At 45.5% G+C, this 19821-nt stretch carries 17 protein-coding genes; 8 read left to right on the top strand and 9 right to left on the bottom strand.

Features of this window, described 5'->3' with window-relative positions; all coding sequences use genetic code 11:
• The first annotated feature begins 4 nt into the window (after positions 1 to 4).
• From ACZ5PW_RS06410 to ACZ5PW_RS06395, 4 genes are all read left to right on the top strand, one after another.
• Positions 5 to 1192, top strand: a complete 1188-nt coding sequence (locus tag ACZ5PW_RS06410) for a GAK system CofD-like protein (RefSeq protein WP_464559064.1) — start codon at positions 5 to 7, stop codon at positions 1190 to 1192.
• A gap of 28 nt (positions 1193 to 1220) precedes the next feature.
• Positions 1221 to 1550: an amphi-Trp domain-containing protein gene (locus tag ACZ5PW_RS06405; protein ID WP_464559062.1), complete on the top strand. Its 330-nt coding sequence runs from the start codon at positions 1221 to 1223 to the stop codon at positions 1548 to 1550.
• A 228-nt stretch (positions 1551 to 1778) separates the two neighbouring features.
• Positions 1779 to 2321, top strand: a complete 543-nt coding sequence (locus ACZ5PW_RS06400) for a hypothetical protein (RefSeq protein ID WP_464559060.1) — start codon at positions 1779 to 1781, stop codon at positions 2319 to 2321.
• 230 nt (positions 2322 to 2551) lie between these two features.
• On the top strand, positions 2552 to 3415 hold the full coding sequence (locus ACZ5PW_RS06395) for a nitroreductase family protein (RefSeq protein ID WP_464559058.1): 864 nt from the start codon (positions 2552 to 2554) through the stop codon (positions 3413 to 3415).
• A gap of 124 nt (positions 3416 to 3539) precedes the next feature.
• On the opposite strand, the gene ACZ5PW_RS06390 is transcribed toward ACZ5PW_RS06395, so the two are convergent.
• Positions 3540 to 4037, bottom strand: a complete 498-nt coding sequence (locus tag ACZ5PW_RS06390) for a hypothetical protein (protein WP_464559056.1) — start codon at positions 4035 to 4037, stop codon at positions 3540 to 3542.
• A gap of 150 nt (positions 4038 to 4187) precedes the next feature.
• Positions 4188 to 7316: an ATP-binding protein gene (locus ACZ5PW_RS06385; RefSeq protein WP_464559054.1), complete on the bottom strand. Its 3129-nt coding sequence runs from the start codon at positions 7314 to 7316 to the stop codon at positions 4188 to 4190.
• Between the two features lie 208 nt (positions 7317 to 7524).
• Between ACZ5PW_RS06385 and ACZ5PW_RS06380 the strand changes: the two genes are divergently transcribed.
• Positions 7525 to 7800 (top strand): DUF2325 domain-containing protein, encoded by a 276-nt coding sequence (locus ACZ5PW_RS06380; protein ID WP_464559052.1) that lies wholly within the window; start codon positions 7525 to 7527, stop codon positions 7798 to 7800.
• A gap of 79 nt (positions 7801 to 7879) precedes the next feature.
• Here ACZ5PW_RS06380 and ACZ5PW_RS06375 read toward each other — a convergent pair whose 3' ends face one another.
• Positions 7880 to 8731, bottom strand: coding sequence for a deoxyribonuclease IV (locus ACZ5PW_RS06375; RefSeq protein WP_464559050.1), 852 nt, complete (start codon positions 8729 to 8731; stop codon positions 7880 to 7882).
• Positions 8732 to 8755: 24 nt separating this feature from the next.
• A complete protein-coding gene (locus ACZ5PW_RS06370) occupies positions 8756 to 9904 on the bottom strand; it encodes a GAK system CofD-like protein (RefSeq protein ID WP_464559048.1) in 1149 nt (382 codons plus the stop codon).
• Positions 9905 to 10107: 203 nt separating this feature from the next.
• Between ACZ5PW_RS06370 and ACZ5PW_RS06365 the strand changes: the two genes are divergently transcribed.
• Positions 10108 to 10713, top strand: coding sequence for a YqiA/YcfP family alpha/beta fold hydrolase (locus ACZ5PW_RS06365; RefSeq protein ID WP_464559046.1), 606 nt, complete (start codon positions 10108 to 10110; stop codon positions 10711 to 10713).
• Between the two features lie 6 nt (positions 10714 to 10719).
• Here the strand turns inward: ACZ5PW_RS06365 and ACZ5PW_RS06360 are convergent, their stop codons facing one another.
• Positions 10720 to 11898, bottom strand: coding sequence for a GNAT family N-acetyltransferase (locus ACZ5PW_RS06360; RefSeq protein ID WP_464559044.1), 1179 nt, complete (start codon positions 11896 to 11898; stop codon positions 10720 to 10722).
• 22 nt (positions 11899 to 11920) lie between these two features.
• Positions 11921 to 12835, bottom strand: a complete 915-nt coding sequence (locus tag ACZ5PW_RS06355) for a LysR family transcriptional regulator (RefSeq protein WP_464559042.1) — start codon at positions 12833 to 12835, stop codon at positions 11921 to 11923.
• 174 nt (positions 12836 to 13009) lie between these two features.
• Here ACZ5PW_RS06355 and ACZ5PW_RS06350 point away from each other — a divergent pair, with 174 nt between their 5' ends.
• Positions 13010 to 13438: an iron-sulfur cluster assembly scaffold protein gene (locus ACZ5PW_RS06350; protein WP_464559040.1), complete on the top strand. Its 429-nt coding sequence runs from the start codon at positions 13010 to 13012 to the stop codon at positions 13436 to 13438.
• A 42-nt stretch (positions 13439 to 13480) separates the two neighbouring features.
• On the opposite strand, the gene ACZ5PW_RS06345 is transcribed toward ACZ5PW_RS06350, so the two are convergent.
• The 3 genes from ACZ5PW_RS06345 to ACZ5PW_RS06335 form a co-directional block, all read right to left on the bottom strand.
• Positions 13481 to 16492 (bottom strand): response regulator, encoded by a 3012-nt coding sequence (locus ACZ5PW_RS06345; protein ID WP_464559038.1) that lies wholly within the window; start codon positions 16490 to 16492, stop codon positions 13481 to 13483.
• A gap of 35 nt (positions 16493 to 16527) precedes the next feature.
• Positions 16528 to 17583, bottom strand: coding sequence for an ABC transporter substrate-binding protein (locus ACZ5PW_RS06340; protein ID WP_464559036.1), 1056 nt, complete (start codon positions 17581 to 17583; stop codon positions 16528 to 16530).
• A gap of 126 nt (positions 17584 to 17709) precedes the next feature.
• The gene (locus tag ACZ5PW_RS06335) at positions 17710 to 18765 is read right to left on the bottom strand and encodes an endonuclease/exonuclease/phosphatase family protein (RefSeq protein ID WP_464559034.1); all 1056 of its coding nucleotides are present in this window, start codon (positions 18763 to 18765) and stop codon (positions 17710 to 17712) included.
• A 154-nt stretch (positions 18766 to 18919) separates the two neighbouring features.
• Between ACZ5PW_RS06335 and ACZ5PW_RS06330 the strand changes: the two genes are divergently transcribed.
• Positions 18920 to 19621 (top strand): substrate-binding periplasmic protein, encoded by a 702-nt coding sequence (locus ACZ5PW_RS06330; protein ID WP_464559032.1) that lies wholly within the window; start codon positions 18920 to 18922, stop codon positions 19619 to 19621.
• Positions 19622 to 19821: the final 200 nt, after the last annotated feature.

Raw genomic sequence — 19821 nt, 5'->3', positions numbered from 1 at the left:
CTAGATGCGAATCAATTTAGAGAGGGAAGTAAGAGTTCCCGACCCGATAAAACTCGAACGCTACAGAAGAACACCCGATCTCGGCCCGAAAATACTTTTTTTCAGTGGCGGTACAGCTCTAAAAAAAACTTCAACCAAACTTACCCGCTACACCCACAACAGTATTCACATAATCACTCCATTTGACTCGGGCGGTAGTTCTGCGGTTATCCGCAATAAATTCAAGATGCTGGCTGTTGGCGACATCCGCAACAGGCTGATGGCTCTGGCAGACCAGTCAGTGCTGGGCAATCCTGAAATATACAGGCTTTTCGCCTACAGGCTGCCCAAAGAAGCTGATGATGAGGAACTGAGAGCCGAATTCAACAACCTGATGTCAGGAGACCACCATCTGGTCCGGGAGATCCCCTCTCCCATGCGCAAAATAATCCGCACCCACTTCATCCAGTTCGCGGACATCATGGAAGATTTCAATCTGCGAGGCGCGAGCATAGGCAACATAATCCTTACCGCCGGGTATATCACCAACCGCAGACACATGGACCCGGTTATTTACATTTTTTCAAAACTTGTTGAGGTCAGAGGAGTTGTCCGCCCTACTATCAATAAAGATATGCATCTGGCCGCTGAGCTTGAGGACGGCTCCTTTGTTGTAGGCCAGCACCTGCTGACAGGAAAGGAAGCCAGCCCTATCGCGTGTGGAATTAAAAAACTCTGGCTGGCTGAAAAGCTGGGTGATTCGACCCCCTGTAAGGTTTCAATCCGCAAAAAGCTCATTAAACTCATCCGCAGTGCGGAGCTGATCTGCTATCCTCTGGGAAGCTTTTATTCAAGTGTAGTCGCGAATCTTCTTCCGGAAGGAGTAGGTTCAGCCATCAAGAGCAACGGATGTCCCAAGGTTTTTACCCCTAACACCGGAAACGATCCGGAGCTCAAAGGACATTCACTTACCGACCAGATAAACAAACTCCTTTACTACCTGCGTAAGGATGATGTTAAGAATATAGCAATAGGTGATGTGCTTAATTTCATTTTAGTGGATTCGGTCAATGGCATTTATCCCGGCGGGGTGGATAAAAATGAAATTAATAAACTCGGGATTCAGGTTATAGACTGTGAGCTGATCAGTGAAGAAAGCGCGCCTTATCTAGACCCCGAACTGCTTTCCAAAGCTCTGTTGTCCCTGACCTGATAATTTCCGTAAATAAGGCTGGTACGTTATGGGAAAAGACAAGAAAGAAGAAAAGAAAAAAGTGTCGGTTAAGCAAACCATGAACTACGATGAAACTGTCTCATTTCTCGAAACACTGCTGGAAAGCTTCAAAGCCAAAAAGGTAGTGATTCACGGAGAAGAAGACTGCATCGCCGTTGTTCCTGCTGATGAGATCCAGATGGAAATCAAGGCAAAAGTCAAAAAAAACAAAGTCAAAATGAAAATGGAATTCGGCTGGTATGAAGAATCAGCCTCCGCCCCCGGAACAATCCTCGGTGCAGAAGAAGCTATTGAAGAAACTGAATCTGTCAAGGTAAATGGCACAGAAGACGTTTAGTAGCTATATTTTCAATAGTAAAAAAGCATTTTTATTGCGTTAAAAGCAATAAAAATGCTCTTTTTATGCCGCAAAATTGAACAATAAACAAAACAACCGATGACAACAACGATCTTCGACAGCATAAATTTGACTTAACAATTTGCGTAATTATTATATTATTGAGGAAGTGTATTAAATTACCTTTCAACTCAACGCATGTTTATGCATAAACCGCGGGAGGACAAAATGAGATCTAACCTGATCAAAATCCTGTCCATTATTGTTCTCACGGCGGTAATGCTCATTATGGCTGCAGCCGTGTCCCACGGTTCTAGTTTCCGTTTTGTAATGGAAAATCAAGGTAAAACATGGAAACTGGCCAACAGTAATTATCTAGGTTCTATCGGATTAAAGGATTTGCAGGCGACTTCAACTTTCACAGTTGCTGACATAGAAAATAAAATTGACCAGGGACGGACTGTCAGATTTTACGCCGGTAAGGGATTAACAGGAATAAACGAATATACCCTGCTTACTTCGGAAACAGTTTTTGACTACACTGAGATTTCAGGTGAACAACAGATCGAAAACGCTTTCTATGTCGAATTTGAACCCAAGAAAATTCGATTTGAACACTTCGACTATCATGGGCATAAACATCTTCACGGTAATATAGATCTTGGAATTCTTGAACAGGTTCCAGCCCCCATACCCATTCCCCCCTCTTGGATACTGGCTATAGCCGGCTTTGCAGCACTCTTTGGGGTCAGATACCGCCTGACACACTAACTTAAAAAACAAACCGCCACGGCTGGGCGGTTTGTTTTTTTATTTCTGACTCTGGTCAAGTTCATAAAAATAACTATTTTTAAATGGTTACCGTATATAATATCCATTTTTAATATGATTTCCCGTTAAAACTATCCACGGGATTACATTGATTTAACCTTGCTAAATCAATGTAAGGTTATCCCCTTCCTGTTAACTTCCGTTCCACGGTTAAAACCAAGTGAGAAATAATGCTTCCAGTTACTATAGATCCCGCACTTTGCAAAAAAGATGAACTCTGTATCCATGAATGCCCTCTTTCCGTCCTGACTTCACAGGGAAAAGGAAATATACCGGAAGTTCACCCCAAAAAGGCTAAATACTGCATAAACTGCGGACACTGTGCAGCAATATGCCCTACCAACGCCATAACTCTAAATGCCTTTGCAGATCAGGAAACAATTGCATTCGATCCGGCGGATATTCCCGATTTTAAATCTGTTGAAACCTTGATCAAGACCCGACGTTCCATACGCAAATTCAAGAAAAAGCCTATCAAAAGCCAAGAGATAGAGGAACTGATCAGTTTGAGTTCCTATGCTCCATCCGGACACAACGCACAGCCCGTGTCATGGACAATTATAGACACGCCTGAGAAAGTGCAGGAAGTGGCAGAACTCATTGTTGAATGGATGGATGAAGCCGCCAGAATGAAGAATCCGATGGATAAAAAACTTTTCCTCTCAGGATTGGTGAATGCCTATAAAAAAGGAAATGATGTAATCTGCCGCAACGCTCCTGCTCTGGTCGCTGCCTGGGCTCCGATACAGGGAATAACTCCGGAAGCGGACACTGTTCTTGCAACAGGATATGTCGAACTGGCAGCCCACGCAAAAGGACTAGGGGCATGTTGGGCCGGGTATCTGGTTTTGGCCGCGGCACACAGTGAAAAGATCCGAAGTTTTCTGGGAGTCCCGGAAGGACACATAATCCATGGTGCACTGCTTATGGGGTACCCTGCAGTTAAGTACAGAAATATGCCGGCAAGACACAAAGCATCAGCAGAAAAATATGGAGAAATGACAATACTCAAAGCCCGGGAAAACGGGCATTAGATTTTGCTGGCGCAGTTCCCTATAAAAAAAAGAATAGCTGACAATTACCTTTATAAGACAAAAAGACTTTACCATCGGTAACAAGTACAAAGCCCCGACAAGAATTGCCGGGGCTTTGTATTTATTACTGTTTATCCAGCCGCTTTCCCGGCCTGAATGCCGTCAGCAAAAATGCGGGAGTAAAAAGCCGTAAGGGATTTTTCATGAGGGCATCCGGCAGGACATGATACCAGCGATACCCGAGACTGTGATAAACCTTCTTGGCCAGACAGCCATACCCGGTCTGCTTTGCCGCCCATAAAGCGGCATCACGCTGGCATCTGGAAGTTGCTACTGCCTTGAAAATTTTTTCACTATACCCTTTATCAGAAAGCATCTTACGAATGCGCAAGTATTCCCGATACCTGCTGACAATATCTGCCACAGAGAAAAATGCACCGGTTATCCAGCTCATAGATATCGCCGCAGAAGTAATAAATCCAAGGCTGTGACCGTCCCGATAAAATTCGGCAGCCAGCCAGACCAGGGTCACCACCATACCGATGCAGAGTCCCAGAACAAAGTGGGGTAAAGGGGCCACACGCAAATAATTATATTTTTTCTGTGCAAGAGCCTTTATCATCACGGTTTATCCTCAGACCGATTAAAGTAAATCAATTTCATACGCCACAACTAGGGAGTTACCACCGTAATCATTTGCGTTCAAGAAATATCGGACAGTAGTTAAGAGCCCTTATTTTTAACAACTAAAACAACACCTTAACAACACAAATCACTTCGCAACAGCACGGGCCAATTCAGAGAGGAGCTCATCGACATCAAAAGGTTTCATAACCCGTGAGTCCATTCCGCTTTCGGCACATTTCTGCTTGAAGTCCTCCCCGGAGTTCGCGGACAACGCTATTATCCTCACAGGCGAATGTAGCCTGCGTATGGCTGTTGCGGCTGCAAAACCATCCATGACCGGCATTTGAATATCCATGAGGATTACATCGTACTCTTCCGACTGGGTAAAAACGTCCACACAATCTTTGCCGTTTTCAACAATAAGATAGTTGGTGATCCCATGCTTTTCGAAAATCTTGCGCAGAAGGATCTGATTCATACGGCTGTCCTCGGCAACCAGAATCCTTAACTTTGAGAGATCAGGAGGATCTCCGCCATCCTCATTCTGTACCTGGCTCCGACCGGAACTCTCATCCGAACATTCTTTCAGATACAGAACAAATGAGAAAGTAGCACCGCCATCCTTGTTATTGGCTGCGGTAAGCTCCCCTCCCATCAGCTTAACAAGCCTATAGCAGATTGCCAGCCCAAGTCCGGTCCCCCCATATCTGCGCGTGATTGAGGAGTCAGCCTGAACAAAGGACTCAAAAAGAGAATCTTTATCATCATCTGGAAGTCCGATCCCTGTATCGGAAACCTCAAAAAGCAGTCCGGTTTTCCCTCTCTCATCAATATCTGAAGCATGGCAGCAACGAAGGACCACTCCTCCCTCATCGGTAAACTTTACTGAATTACCCAGAAGATTTGTCAGAACCTGCCGCAGCCTGAGACTGTCCACCCTCACACATCTCGGGATGTCCTTAGTCTCCAGCTCCACGGATATCTTTTTATTCATGGCCCCGATGTCCATGATATCCCGCATCTCTTTCAAAAAAACAGGAAGATCAAGATCATCTTCATTCAGTTCCATATGTACGGAATCGAGTTTTGAAAAATCGAGAATATCGTTCACTATTACCAGAAGACTATCTACCGATGACTTGATCAGACGCAGGTTCTCCTTCTGCTCGGAAGTCATATCCGAATCCTGCAGCAACTGCACCATACCTTTAATCGCGTTCATGGGAGTGCGAAATTCATGGCTCATATTGGCAAGGAAATGACCTTTAGCCTCGTTAGCCTGCTCCGCCTGAATTCTGCTTAAACGCAGTTCATTCTCAATGCGCTTCATCTCAGATATATCTTCGACTGTGCCGAGCACACTTTTCCATGTTTTTTCATTTCCGGGGACAATGTTGCAATTAATAATCAGATACCGGTCTCCACCTTCTTCACGCTCAATGTGGATTTCACTTCTGTGTCTCGTTTTTCCGGAAGCAAAATCGAGAAGAATTGCTCTGAAAAACAGCCATGTCCGCTCATTTACATACGGACCAAACCCACCCTTTCCGGGTATCGCTCCTGAACGGGCGCGGAGGAACTCTGAAGCCAGATTGTTAGACATAATGATCTCTACAAGCTCAATGCATTCTCTAACGCCGCTGCTGTCATTAAGCATTTGGCTCCTGATTTGACTAACCTTCCCGGTGTCGTGGAGATCGAAAATCTCCTTGATTCTGGAGAAATCCATCTCCCATAAGGCCACGGGAGAATTTTCAAAAAGAGAGCTGAGGCGCAACTGATTTTCAGCAGCCTTCTCTTCAGCCGCCTTACGCATGGAGATGTCAGTCACAAACCCCTCTATATAAGCCGGAAACCCCGGTTCTCCCTCAACAAGCCTGAAGTCTCTGGACGTCCAGACACGGCCTCCGTCCTTTTTCCTGCACTCGACTTCATAACCGGAAAGCTGTCCTGTGTCCTGCAATAGCTCTATACCCCTGTCCCAGTCTCCGGGGTGAACATATATCTCGTTACGAACATTATTTACACTTTCAATCAGATCATTCTGATCAGCATAACCGAAAATTCGTGCCAGAGACCCGTTAGCTGTAAGATACCGCCCTTCAAGGGTAATCTGAAAAATACCCACTGGAGCATTATCAAAAATATCCCTATAGCGTATTTCCGCCCGCTTACGCAGAGCATCCGCCAGCCTCCGGTTTTTTATCTCCTGCTCAAGTTTTTCTTTCTGTAGATTTATCTCAGACTCGCGAACGGCAGCTTCATAGGCTTTTGTTTCATAAATCTGACGCTTGAAAATTGTCCGCACCAGAAGATAACACCCTACAGTTACGACTAAAAAGATAAAAAGAGAGATAAAAAGATGTGTCTTTAAACTGATAAATCCAAATATACGTTTCTCTTCCACCAGAGAAATTATACTTAATGAAGTGCCCTGAACAGGTGAAGATATTGCAAGATAATTCTGCTCACGCCCTGTTCTGCCAGCCTTTAGAACAGTCAGGCCTTCCCATTCCCTTAAGGCGTTCATCAGCAGAAGCTGCCCGCTTCTATGAGCCGAAACATCTGAAACAGCCAAGAGACCTTTGCCGATACGTAAGAAATCGCTGCCGACAGAAGGAGAAACAGTCATATCCCCAAGACTTTGGTAAAGACTTTCAACCCGTACCCACCCGACAACAGAGCCCATATTTCCATCCGAACTGGTGACCGGGAGACTTACAACAATGCACATCACTCCGCCGGACTCACCGCTGAAAAAACGGGGAGCGTCTCTGGTTACGTACAATTCGTAAAAATTATAATCCTCAAGCAGCAGACACTCACTGTCGGTATCAACAAGCAACCTGCCTCCGGAATCCAGCAGGGCGATCCTTGAAAACACCTTTTCCGAGCCAACGAACTTCTCCGACTGAACCTGAAACATTCGCTCGCAAACAGCCTCCACCAATGCAGAATTGACCTGATTGCCGGCAAGGTCAGCTTCTTCAGCCTCCGCTATAAGTGAACGGACCGCCCCACTTGCGGCCAGGCTGCCGAGTTCGGATACTCTTTTGGAAAAATAGAAGCTGACGGCCATAGCTCTCTTGGCGGACTCCCCGGTGAACAACTCCCGGGCTGTATTCCTGAGCTGGACCTGAGAAGCATAGCTCGTCCACAATGCAAATCCGACAAGGCAGGCAAAAATAATCAGCGAACTGACCAGAAAAAGCCTGTAACGCGAGTAATCGGCAACCCTACGGTTCCATGCTGTATCTATCTTATTCGTATCCAAACTTATCTACCTGTATAGAAGATTGACCAATCCTTTTTATAATATATTTTAAGCCGGAAAAACTCAAAAAAAATCAAACAATTTATATCATTTTACTCCATGCATATAAAAGCAGACAATTAAAAATCAGCGCTCTCAGTTTTTTATTGACAATGAATTTCATTTTCACTAAAACAGAACTCAACTAAAAAAAACAAAGGAGGAAATCATGTGTGCAGCCCTTATCGGTGGAATGGATCGCCTTAAAAGAGATTACATTACTTCAGCCAAAGAAAAAGGTGTTAAACTCAAAGTTTTTACGGGAAAAGAAAACAAAGTCTCTGCCAAGCTCGGAAATGCCGACCATGTAATCATTTTCACCAATCAGATATCCCACGCGGCAAAAAAAGATATTGTCAAATACACCAAAGCAAAACAGATCCCTCTTCATATGTTCCATTCATGCGGTGTTTCAACCCTCAAGAACTGCCTGGAACAGCTTTAACAGATACCAAAAAAACGGCAAAAGATCTCTGGGGAGTATCTTTTACCGGCAGCATGAAAATTAAACCATAAAGCTTGCGCTAGCCATGCAATGAACGAAGCAGATCAATATTCATCCTGTCGAGCGCAAAACCGGGGTCATCGTCCTTGGGAGTTTCAATAACCTTTGGAACTGCCGAGAAACGGGGATCATTAATGATTGTCCTGAACCCTTCCAGACCGATCTCGCCTTTGCCTATATGCTCATGACGATCCTTGTTGGCAGCAAGCCCTTCCTTGCAGTCATTAAGGTGGAAAAAACGGATGTTGTCCAATCCGATAAGTTCCTCAAAACGGGCAAAAACCTCGGCACAACTTTCAGCAGTGCGCAGATCGTACCCTGCAGCAAATGCGTGACAGGTATCGAAACAGACCCCCATGCGTTCTGTATAGCCCGAATCTTCCAGAATAGTTGCAAGTTCACCGAAACGGCTGCCCAGATTTGTCCCCTGCCCTGCGGTATTCTCAATCAGGATCCGGACTTCCTCGGTTTCTGATTCGGCAATGGCCTGATCAAGATTTGCGACATACCTTTCCAGAGCTTCAACTTTTCCGGACCCCAGATGCGAACCGGGATGGGTGACAATATACTCAATCCCGAGAGATTCGGTTCTTCTCAATTCCTGCGCGAAAGCCTTAATTGACTTCGCCACCCCTTCCGGCTTGGGAGAAGCCAGATTGATCAGATAGGAATCGTGAACACTGACCGGATAATTGCCCCACTCTTCTCTGAGTCTTTTAAAATTTTCCACTACTTTTTCTTCCAGCGGTTTAACTTTCCACTGCCGCTGGTTGCGGGTAAAAATCTGCAGGGCAGTTCCGCCGATACTCATAATTCTCTCGACAGCCTTGTCCACACCTCCGGTAATGGGCATATGGGCACCGATATACATATATTCACTTAATCCTTATTCGCTTTAAACTTTCCTTAATTCTTCGCTGCAGGCCAGACGCATCAATTCCCGGGCCAGCAGTTTGGCATCGATCATATTTTCAGATTCTTCTGAAACTAGACGGCGGTCAATTACTTTAAGGCTTCCATTTTTAATAGTACCGATATTCATATCAAAAGTGTAGCGACCGTAATCGGAATCAATAAGCAGTGCATCGAGAACACTTTCCTTGCTTATCAGAGCTCCATTGTCCATGCGAAGAACTTCTATCAGCCTTTCCACCTGGGTTTCCAGATCATGTCCCAGCAGCTCGGGATCAGTCCCCATGTTCGGGATGAAAAGCTTCGGACATGGATTATTGGAAATTGCATCACCTATCCCCTGAGGATAAACGGACGCCAGAATACTGGAATAAAAACTTCCCATGGGATAAACAATGAGATCGGCCTGCTGGACAAGCATTATTGCAAGTGAGGAAGCATGGACGGATCTCGGCCATGGATCATCTACTCCGGAGCATATCCACATTCCATCTACAGGCGAAGCAACAGGATCGCCCTCCTTGCCGGTGAAAAGATGCTGCCCGGCGATAATTTCTCCGTTCTGAAGTCTGACAGCCAAATGCCCGTTATCCACAGTTGATGCCCTGACAGTCCCTCCCGCTCTTATAAGACGTGAAAACTGGGCTATAGGAGGCGCGAGAACCCTCTGATGGGCCATAAATCCTGATGCGAGAATTATGTTTCCAAGGCTTGCTCCGCAAGGATCAAATCCTTCGTCAATCATATCCAGAAAAATGGAAAAACGCTCAGACAATATCCTGGTTACCACATGGGAAAGGCCATCCATGAGTTCATGTGAACCGTTGGCAAGATGGGCGAGTTCCGCCATAAGATTTGAACGGTCTCCTCCTGAGGGCAGGCGGGCATCAAGAAGCTTTACTATGTTGCTCCGCTCAGGACTGGAGGTATCCGCAAGGGCAATGAGGCGGTTCCTTACATCCCCCACCGCAGGCATATCAAAATAGTCACGCAGGTGAGCGGAGCTTCCCCCGGAATCAAAGGTCGTTATAATATACGCACACTCAGGGTTAAGCGAGGCAAGTCTGGCTGCCAACCCGTTCAGGGCGGTTCCACCGCTGAAAAAAACAATACGCGGATGCTTTACGCCCATACTATGCTCCCATTAATCCTGAACATTTATAAATTCAACTGACCTGCACTGATATCAGCAAACCTGCACCTGAATATACCCTGCGAAACAATATGCCTATTCACAACTGACCTTGCACCGGATGATACTTTGTATTATTTTTTCCACCGATTCGATCAATACTATTTAAAAATTGTTACAGAGCATAACTCAATCACCCTGATATGAAAAACATTTTTCTCAACATACATGGATTCGGTTCATCCGGCACAAACTCCAAGGCCGAAGCCTTGAAAAGCGTATTTCCCGAGCATGAACTGATCAGCCCGGACCTTCCTCCTGACCCGCAGCAGAGTCTTGCAATAATCGAAGAATTGGTACTGGAAAACAGGGAACGACCTCTGATTTTACAGGGTTCATCCATGGGCGGTCTTTATTCGCTGATCATGCATATCCGCCATAAAGTTCCTGCCCTGCTCATAAATCCGGCACTCACTCCCGGAGATCTTATCGCTGCAAGAGTAGGGGAACCCTATGAGTTTTCGAACGGAGAACGGATTATCATCAGCAGTGAAGATGCTGACAGGTTCTATGAAGTCCAGAAAGAGCTGGAAAAAGGAATCAGGGATGGCAAAGTTGAAAAGGGACGCACCATGGCATTAATTGGCGAACAGGATGAACTGCTCGATCAGGAGAGAATGAAAAGCATCCTGTGCAGTGCGGGTACAGAAATAATATCCTATGAAACAGACCACAGATTTACCGGTTACGATGAAGTTCTGAAAAATGATTCACAGGTAAGAGAGTTCCTGCTTCTCTTGAAAAAATGATTATACTCAGGACCTTTTCTTCTGCCCCAACGGCATAAGTTCATTCATCTCGCTTATGTAGCCGTTCTCAAGATTATTGACCTCCTGAATATAAGTTTTAAAGGTCAAATCCATTGAAGGGTCTGTGAACTTATGCAGGCTGTACGATGGTGTGGAGAAAAAACCACGTCTGGCTTTATGCTCTCCCCCCATTCCGGGATCATAGGTCCGGATTCCATTGGCAATAGCCCATTCAATGGGAGTGTAGTAGCAAAGCTCAAAATGAAGGAAGCGGACTTCCTCGAAACAGCCCCAGTACCTTCCCCACAGGTTATCACCGGAAAAGACATACATGGACAAAGCCAGCGGCTCAGGATCATCCCCACGGTATGCTGCTATAAAAAGCAGATTCTCACGCATATATGAGGTGAGCCCGTCAAAAAAAGCACGGTTGAGATACTTGCAGCTCCAGACGCCAAATTTATCATTCGTGGACTCATAACAGGTATACATTTTTTTGAACAAATCATCCGGTATCTCATACCCGGTAAATGTTTCAACTCTTATATTCTCCCTTCTCAGAGCCCTTCTTTCACGACGCACAGTTTTGCGTCTGTTGCTGTTCAGCGTTCCCAGCCAGTGATCAAAGTCGCGATATTCACTGTTGGTCCACACATATCCCTGATGTTTCCATACAGCATACCCATAGGCCTCCATTTCTGAAACCCACTCACTGTCGGCAAAGTTGAAAGCGCTGCTGCCGAGACCGTTAACAGAGCAGAACCGGTCCAGAGTGTTGCAGATCAGCCCGGTGACTTTACCTTTTGGAACGTCAGAATCAATTAGAAACCTGTACCCTGTAGCAGGGGTAAAAGGACTCATACCGACAACCTTGGGATAATAGGATATCCCCCCCTTCTGAGCGACCTCGAACCAGACCCGGTCAAAAATAAATTCACCTTCACTCTGATCTCGGACATAGAGAGGCGCCGCACCGACAAGGCGGCCTTCATTACGCACCAGAAGATGAGCAGGCAGCCATCCGGTATCAGGAGACGCACTTCCGCTTTCCTCCACCAGCCTAAGCCAGTCCCATTCAAGAAAAGGGAAACTGGCTGGCCGAGCCAACCTGTTCCATTCATCCCGCCCGACTTCAGTAATGGCGGGGGCCCATGAAATTTCAAATCCGTCCAGAATATCCGTCATTAAAAAACCTTACCCGGCAAACTTAAACACCCACTTCTTCAGCAAATGGTTTTGATACAGAAAAATAATCAGCGACCCACTCCATAAACACACCGGCTGTGTTGGAATATTCCTCACTGCTCCAGACCATGCAGATATCCATGCCGGGGAAATCATCCTGCAGGGGAACCAGAGCTATTCCTTTTCTGGATGTCCGGCTGTTTTCAGGAAGAAAAGTAACCCCCATGCCGGAAGCAATCAGAGCGGAAGCACCGGAAAGCCCGGACACCTCCTGACTTACAACCGGGAACAGACCTCGGGAACGAAAAGCATTCATAATGGCGTCATGAAGGTCAGGCTGTCCACTGCGAGGAAACATTATCAGATGCTCTCTGGCAATTTCCTCCAAGGATACATTATCCTTCGCTGTAAGGATATGATCTTCAGGAACAGCCAGAACATGATTCTTTGAAAAAAGTTTTACCGATGAAAGCCCATCCATAGCATGGCGGTAAATGGTTGAGAAACCGACATCAAGTTCACCGCTTCTTATTCTTTCAAGCTGGGTTGAAGTTCCGAACTGGCTGAACTGCATCCCCACACCGGGATAGCGATGGCTGAAAGACCGCACCGCTTCCGGAAGCAGGCTGTCCATAGCTGTTTCAGTGAACCCGGCCTTGATCTTTCCATACTCGCCCCTTGCCATACGTCCTACGGTGGAAGCGGCCTCCTCGGCCTGCTCAAGTATGGATACAGCCTGCCCGTAAAAGAACCTGCCTTCGCTGGTAAGTCTGACTTTACGGCTGTTCCTTTCCAGCAGCCGCGCCCCGACCTCTTCCTCAAGAGCCTTGATCTGTTGAGAAAAAGGGGGTTGGGCAATATGAACTCTCCGTGCGGCCCTGCCGAAATGCAACTCCTCAGCCACGGCAATAAAATATCTCAATTGTCTTAATTCCATGTTTTCAACCCGCCTTATACGGCTCCCTTCCTTTTATTCAACAATAAATCCCGCCTTATTACAATATCATTATGGCTGAACACCCCGGTACAGACCGGGAGCAGATAAAAGAAGTTTGCTTTTTTCCCTGACATGAGCCAGTTTTGCATTTCATATTTTATAAAGGAGATTTCAATGAACGATCTGGATAACCTTCTAAATAATATTCAGGAACAATGTGATGATGCGGCCCTTGATATGTTCGGTCCGGCAACTACCGCCAGATGGAAAAATCCCTGCTTTGCCGAAATCATGCAGCACCCCGACGCTGAAGGTGAAATGCATGGTGTATGCGGTGATATCATTAAAATTTTTCTCAGGATTACGGACGGGATCATCAGTAAAGCCTCTTTCTACACAAGCGGCTGCGGAGCAAGTATTGTCAGCGGAGACATGGCCTGTGAGCTTGCCCTGAACAAAACAGTTGATCAGGCATCTGAAATCGGAGGAGAAGATATACTAAAAGCTCTGGGTGGCTTGCCGGATGATAAAACCCATTGCGCACACCTTGCCTCATCTTCACTTCAGGAAGCCCTCGGAAACTGGCTTGAAAAAAACAGATAGTCACAATCGGGGCACTGTATATCAGGGCCCCGCACATGTTGCCTACAGGCAGTATTGCAAAATGGATTTGATCAGGGTTATTTTCTTGATCGGCTTGGCAAGATAATCAGTGCATCCGGCTTTAATACATTTTTCCCGGTCTTCCGCATAAGTGTTGGCTGTCAATGCCAGTATAGGAGTGGCTGGGTACCCTCTGTCTCTTTCATAGCTTCTGATTTCTCTGGCCGCCTCAAAGCCGTCCATTACAGGCATCTGGATATCCATAATCACCAGGTCAAACTTGTGTGTTCTGTAAGCTTCAACCGCCTCAATACCATCCTTTACATAGCTTATTCTGAACGGGGTATCCTTGAGGAAGAAATCAATAAGCATTCTGTTGCTGTCAGAATCTTCCGCTACAAGCAACCGCAACGGCAACAACTCGGCTGTCAGGACATCTGGCCGGATATCAGCATCATAGTTTGTATATATTTCAAGCATAGCCTGTCTCAGCCCGCCTCTTGTCGCAGGCCAGGGTACACTTCCTTTCACACCGAAAAGTGAATTTACTTCGGGTCTGTTGCTGCTGTCTCCGGGGGAGGACGAAAGGGTGCACAAATTAACTTTATCAAGTTTCATGCGCTCGCGGATAGTGTCTATCTCGCAGAGTCCATCCTCATCGCCCAGTTTATCGGACACAAAAACCAGCTCGGCATCATAAACCTGAGTCTCATCCTGAACACACAGAAATGATGAACTACCGGCATGTGCACAGTAGGCCCCCCAATTGGTGAGGCAATCACAGATGAAATTTCGCACTGTTGGACTGTCTTCAATTACGAGTAATTTTCTGCCTTCCACTGCAGCCCTTACCGAAGCGTCTTCAAGTGAGTACCCTTCACCCTTTCCAACGAGAATCTCAACCCTGAATTCAGCTCCCCCTGAAGGGAGGTTCCGGACTGAAATTTCCCCGTTCATGAGTTCCACAAGATTGCGTGTAATGGAAAGTCCAAGTCCCGTCCCACCATATTTACGGGTGGTAGAGGAATCAGCCTGTACGAAGTTTTCAAAAATCACATCAACTTTATCTTCAGAAATACCTATGCCTGTATCCCGGACAACCATAACCAGACTGACCTTGCCCTCAGGGCGGGGAATACTCGAAACATTGAGCAGGACCATCCCGGACTCAGTAAACTTAATGGCATTACTCAACAGATTGACAATTATCTGCTTGATTCTTGTAGGATCTCCGACATAACCGCCAGCCATCTCAGGATGCACCTGGCAGGAAAATGCCAACCCCTTTTTCCAGGCCGCCACGGACATAACTCCGGCCACCTCATCAACAAGCCTATCTATATCAAAAGAGGTACTTTCGAGGGTGAGTTTGCCGGACTCAATTTTTGAAAGATCAAGAATATCATTAATGAGATGAAGCAGAGCCTTTCCAGAATCCCTGAAAATAGTGACATAACTTTTCTGTTCAGATGTCAGCTTTGTTTCCGAAAGCATATCTGCCATGCCAAGGACCGAATTCATCGGAGTCCTTATCTCATGACTCATCTGAGCCAGAAACTCACTCTTTGTCCGGTTTGCAATCTCGGCGCGTGCCATTGCATCCTCAAGTTTCTTGAGAGTTACCGACATGCGTGCTGAGTTACGCTCCTGCACTTCTTTGGCTTTAAGAAGCTCAGAGGCATACCTCTGGAGATTTTCCTCATCCCTTTTACGGTCTGTGACATCGCGCACGACACTCAAAAGGGCATCGCTGCCCTTGTACTCAATCTTCCGGGAGCGGACTTCACAGTGAATTATTTTTCCCTCGATCGTGCTTAATGAACACTCAAAGCTTTCCAGAGTGTCTCCCGCAAACATTGAGTTAAGTATTCCGCGGAGAGTCTGCCTTTCATGAGGCATCACCAACTCATAGAAGGTCTTATTAAGAAACTGCTCCCTTTCGTATCCCAGACAGGAACTGACAGTGGAGTTTACCTCAAGAAAAGTGCCGTTGATATCAGTAATGCAGACAAGATCACCAACATTATCGAAAAAGAACTGATACTGCTCAAGCCCCTTGGATTTCTTCAGGCTTTCAAGCATTGATGAAAGAGAATTCTGCAAGGCATTGATTTCGTAAATACGACTTCCTTTGTTTACAATGCTCCCGCCCACTCCATTGGAAATATCTTCAGCTGAATCCATTATCGTTCTGAGTGGTCTGGTGAGCTTGTCACTGATAAAAAAAGCCACGATCACACTAAGCCCGATAACTGCGACAAACAGGGGCATTAACAACCAGAAAGTCCGATACAGCGAATTATTCAACCGCTGGTCGGAAACAAAATAAGATAAACCGGGGACCAGAGAACTTTTAAAGAGGACACCTTCTGTATTTTTTCCCAATACAGCCACCCTCATCTTATCTCCCACAGATTTTCCCTGAATGAGCCGCACCTTACTCCCTTCAAGGAGATCAAAGAACTTTCCTTCATCAAAAAGAATCATTCTGCTGCCGAGAGTATTACGGACCACCTGCCTCAGTCGTGTATTCGCTAGATTCACGACGCACGCCGCACTCCCCACAATTTCTGACCTGCTTCTGATCGGAATGGAGTAAATTGTTTTGATTTTACCACCTTCAGACGAGCAAAGTGAACAATTATAAGGAGCTTCATTCAAAGCATGACGGACCAGATCCTCGTTATAGGCTTTAGAGGAAGAAGAAAAGATCTTATCATCGTCCCTTCGCTGGATAAAATAGTCCACACCGGCAATAAGCTGGTCATACCCAGCCAGTTTTTCCGACAAAGGGTAGTCCACTCCAAGCATCATGGTGACCCTGATGGAGTTATCCCGGCCCAGTTCCTCAAGCCTTGCCATTGCCTGATGCAGAAAACTGTAGACCTCCAGACTGTATTCCTCCCCTTCAGCGCGCACCCGGTCATAGAATTCTGTTTTCAGACTTTCTATATAGCTGTAGGAGAACACACCGCCAAGAGCCAGCGCGGTAAAGATTACCATACCGCATATGCTTGCGGCTACGACGGTTGAAAGCCTGTACGAAAAATTCATAGTCATATCAGTATCAGTAACCTGATGGAAAGGGTTTACCTGTAAACCACATCAGCGGCCATCAACATGTCCTCTGGAATTTCAAGACCAAGTACCCTTGCCCGGTTCAGGTTGAATACAAGCGCATACCTTTTCGCATCCTCAAGCGGGATATCCCCGGCAGAGCCCCCTTTCAGTATCTTTACGACCATCATCCCGGCCTGCCGTCCCATTGAAATAAAATCCACTCCGGCCCCTCCCAGCATCCCCAATCTGGCAAATGAGTAGTTCAGAGGAATGCCAGGAGTCCTGCTGTTCTTAACGGTCCAGCCAATGACATCCTCGGTTCCATGGATATTACCTTGTTTGTCTTTAAGCTGCGTTGCTGCCGGATAAACAGCACCTATATCCGGGTTTTGATCAGCAGCCCGTATGATATCCATATATTCTTCCCAAGAATCTGTAACCTTGATATCAACATCAATCCCGGCCTTACTTTCAGCCAGCTCTGACTCGAACTGCTTGCGTATGGCCCTTCCAGTTGGGGAATTATCTGAAACAAAGAGCACCTTGTTCAGTCCCGGCACTATCATTTTCTGCACCCGGAAAGCATCCTCGACCAGTAATTTCTCATAAACCCCGGTAATGTTGTGCCCCGGTTTCTCTTTGGATTCCATCCAGTGTTTTAGACGGTTGTAGTCCTCCGGCTGGCCGTTCATGCCGGAATACACAACTCCGATATCTGTATCCAGCAATGAAAGTCCGACAGTCCTGAATGCGTTATCATCCAGAACAACAACCACATCAGGCTTGACCCTGTCTATTTCCGTAAGAGCCTTTCGGCCTTCCAGCTCAACCTGCTTCCTAGTTGTATTCTTTTTTTTGGTGTCCATGGCATAGGTATGCAGCGCAAGATTACCCCCCACCTTGAAACCATTTTCAGCAAGAACTTCTTCAACTCCTTTATGCTGGGGAAAACCACATATATTATTCCTACTGTAGCTATGTACAATAAATACTTTTTTCACGGATTCTTCATGAGAATCCGCACTGGCAGATCCTCCAGAAACAACCAGTAAAAAAAACAGAAGCACAAGCAAATTTTTCTTCATGGCCTCTCCAATGCACAAGGATTAAAAAAGAACACCTTACACCTTTTAACGCATTTTTATTTCTACATAACACGTTTTGGAAAGATCAAAAACCAGACTGATGCAACTGCAAAATTATTTCATCTATCACCTTTCTGCTGAATAACGAAACTCTGCAGAAACCGGTAAGTGATCTGATGAATCTATAGATCGGACAATTTTACACTTATCCAAATGCAGCTGGCTGGAATAAAATATAAAATCATATCTATGATTGCGCTCGGGAAAGGTAAAATATTTATGCAGATCTTCAATTGTAGCACCTTTGTTGGACAGCACTTCCTTTATTCCCGGAATTTGATCCCAAAGAATATTCATAAAAGGAGTCTTGGCCATATCCTGTTCCGGAACAGGCGTTCCTCTGATATAGGCCTGAAAATTGAAATCTCCACCAATAATGAACGGTCGATCGGGACTCTTCCTTTTTATCCAATCACAAAGAAACTCAGCCTGCGCTATGCGGGCCTCCCTGCTCCAGACACACAAATGGATATTATATACATCTATGACCCTTGTACCGACCTTGACCGAGACTCTTTGCATGCATGATTTCCACAACAATGGATAATAAAAAACATTCAGAAGGTAGCTATCAAAATTGGGTTTTGCCTTGGTAAGTGTAAATTCATTTGAGACAATAGGATATCGTGAAATTACAACTGTCGCCTTGGTTATTTTCTTTTCCTTACGCAAAGGAAAATACAAATCCCAATCAAGAACAGGAGCGGCAAACCTGTAGCCCAGCCGGTCCATCAGGTAATCCAACTGATTGTTATACCATGACCGTTTTGAATTTATATCCACTTCCTGCAGCAGCAGTATATCGGCATCCTGCTCCCTGACCATTGATATTATTTTGTCCAGATTCGCTTTGAAAAACAACTCTGGGTGTTCATCAGCAAGTGTATGCTGCATCGGTCCGGCGGCAAATCCCATATTGTAAGTTAAAACTTTAAGCTTTTCCGATGACGATTCAGCCTCTCTATCCACTCCTTGTGCCTCAAGTACATTCCCCTGTCTGACTTCACTGATTTCATAGTCCTGTTCACTGAACCATTTGAAAAAAAACCAGAGTACAGCTACAGTCATCAGTAGAAATAAAAAAGGTGTAAAAATCTTCAAAAAAGTATACATGACTTTCATATCACCCTCTCAAGTGAGTATTCAATCCTTATAAATAATCAGCCTTCCAAGCCAGTGTGCAATGACTAAATTCCTAAATTTAATACTTATATTAATGCTTATTTTGTTATCGACAGGTATTTTAGATGTCAGCAGGGCCCAAGCTGACTCCCGGATGCCCAAGCAGATAAAAATTCTTTTCGGCTACAGATTTCCTCCTTTTTATACTGTGACAACACGAAGAAACCCCTCTGCCAGCCTGACAGGTATATTTATTGATATCCTTGAAAAATTCCAAAAAAGCCACCCCCAATATTCTTTTGAATACAAATGCCTGCCCAGGGCAAGGATATCCAAAGTCATGCGCGAAGGCGGTGCAGATGCCTTTGCCCTAACATCACCGATATTTACAAACCATGAAATCAAATCCAGATTTATCGCATCCGCTCCTCTATGGGAGATGGGTGACCACCTTCTTGTCCGTAAAGACTCCACTATAAACTCAACAGACTTAAACCTTATCATAGGCAAGACGATTGCCGTTCTTCACGGAAATGGGTACGGCCCGCTGGACTATTTTTTTGATAAAGGACTAATTAAAAAGCATGCAGTGTACAGCACCACACAGGTTCTGGAACTTGTTTTGAAAGGGAGGGTAGACGCTGCCGTATGCAACAAAACAACTTTGCCCGCTCTTTTGGAGCGGGCAAAACTTAACATGAATGAATTCAGGATGATTGAGTCTCCACTGTACACTTTCAACCTGCACATGATGGTCAAAAGAACACAATCTGACTTCCTAAATGACTTTAACAAATTTCTGTCACAAGAAGAGCTACCTGAGATAACTCCAGACTACTGGTCTGAGGGAAAATAAAGTGGACAATTTTTCCCCTCAATCCTTACCAATCTGACTTCAACCGGCTTGTTCATTTTTCTGGGAACAAAACATCTGTAGACTTGAACCCCTGAATTTACCAGAAGAAAACCACTCATAAGCACAAGCCCGAAAGCCACGAACTTCCTCATTCACTATCCTCCGTAAGGATTATTTTTCACTTCCGGAAGATAGAGCAA

This window comes from Maridesulfovibrio salinus (genome assembly GCF_055394525.1).
The sequence above is the reverse complement of the archived record's forward strand: the minus strand, read 5'-3'. Positions and strand labels throughout refer to the sequence as shown.

Coding starts and splice junctions, on each gene's coding strand:
- ACZ5PW_RS06410 (WP_464559064.1), top strand. CDS start 5: ATGCGAATCAATTTAGAGAGGGAAGTAAGAGTTCCCGACCCGATAAAA.
- ACZ5PW_RS06405 (WP_464559062.1), top strand. CDS start 1,221: ATGGGAAAAGACAAGAAAGAAGAAAAGAAAAAAGTGTCGGTTAAGCAA.
- ACZ5PW_RS06400 (WP_464559060.1), top strand. CDS start 1,779: ATGAGATCTAACCTGATCAAAATCCTGTCCATTATTGTTCTCACGGCG.
- ACZ5PW_RS06395 (WP_464559058.1), top strand. CDS start 2,552: ATGCTTCCAGTTACTATAGATCCCGCACTTTGCAAAAAAGATGAACTC.
- ACZ5PW_RS06390 (WP_464559056.1), bottom strand. CDS start 4,037: ATGATAAAGGCTCTTGCACAGAAAAAATATAATTATTTGCGTGTGGCC.
- ACZ5PW_RS06380 (WP_464559052.1), top strand. CDS start 7,525: ATGTGTGCAGCCCTTATCGGTGGAATGGATCGCCTTAAAAGAGATTAC.
- ACZ5PW_RS06375 (WP_464559050.1), bottom strand. CDS start 8,731: ATGTATATCGGTGCCCATATGCCCATTACCGGAGGTGTGGACAAGGCT.
- ACZ5PW_RS06370 (WP_464559048.1), bottom strand. CDS start 9,904: ATGGGCGTAAAGCATCCGCGTATTGTTTTTTTCAGCGGTGGAACCGCC.
- ACZ5PW_RS06365 (WP_464559046.1), top strand. CDS start 10,108: ATGAAAAACATTTTTCTCAACATACATGGATTCGGTTCATCCGGCACA.
- ACZ5PW_RS06360 (WP_464559044.1), bottom strand. CDS start 11,898: ATGACGGATATTCTGGACGGATTTGAAATTTCATGGGCCCCCGCCATT.
- ACZ5PW_RS06355 (WP_464559042.1), bottom strand. CDS start 12,835: ATGGAATTAAGACAATTGAGATATTTTATTGCCGTGGCTGAGGAGTTG.
- ACZ5PW_RS06350 (WP_464559040.1), top strand. CDS start 13,010: ATGAACGATCTGGATAACCTTCTAAATAATATTCAGGAACAATGTGAT.
- ACZ5PW_RS06345 (WP_464559038.1), bottom strand. CDS start 16,492: ATGAATTTTTCGTACAGGCTTTCAACCGTCGTAGCCGCAAGCATATGC.
- ACZ5PW_RS06340 (WP_464559036.1), bottom strand. CDS start 17,583: ATGAAGAAAAATTTGCTTGTGCTTCTGTTTTTTTTACTGGTTGTTTCT.
- ACZ5PW_RS06335 (WP_464559034.1), bottom strand. CDS start 18,765: ATGAAAGTCATGTATACTTTTTTGAAGATTTTTACACCTTTTTTATTT.
- ACZ5PW_RS06330 (WP_464559032.1), top strand. CDS start 18,920: ATGCCCAAGCAGATAAAAATTCTTTTCGGCTACAGATTTCCTCCTTTT.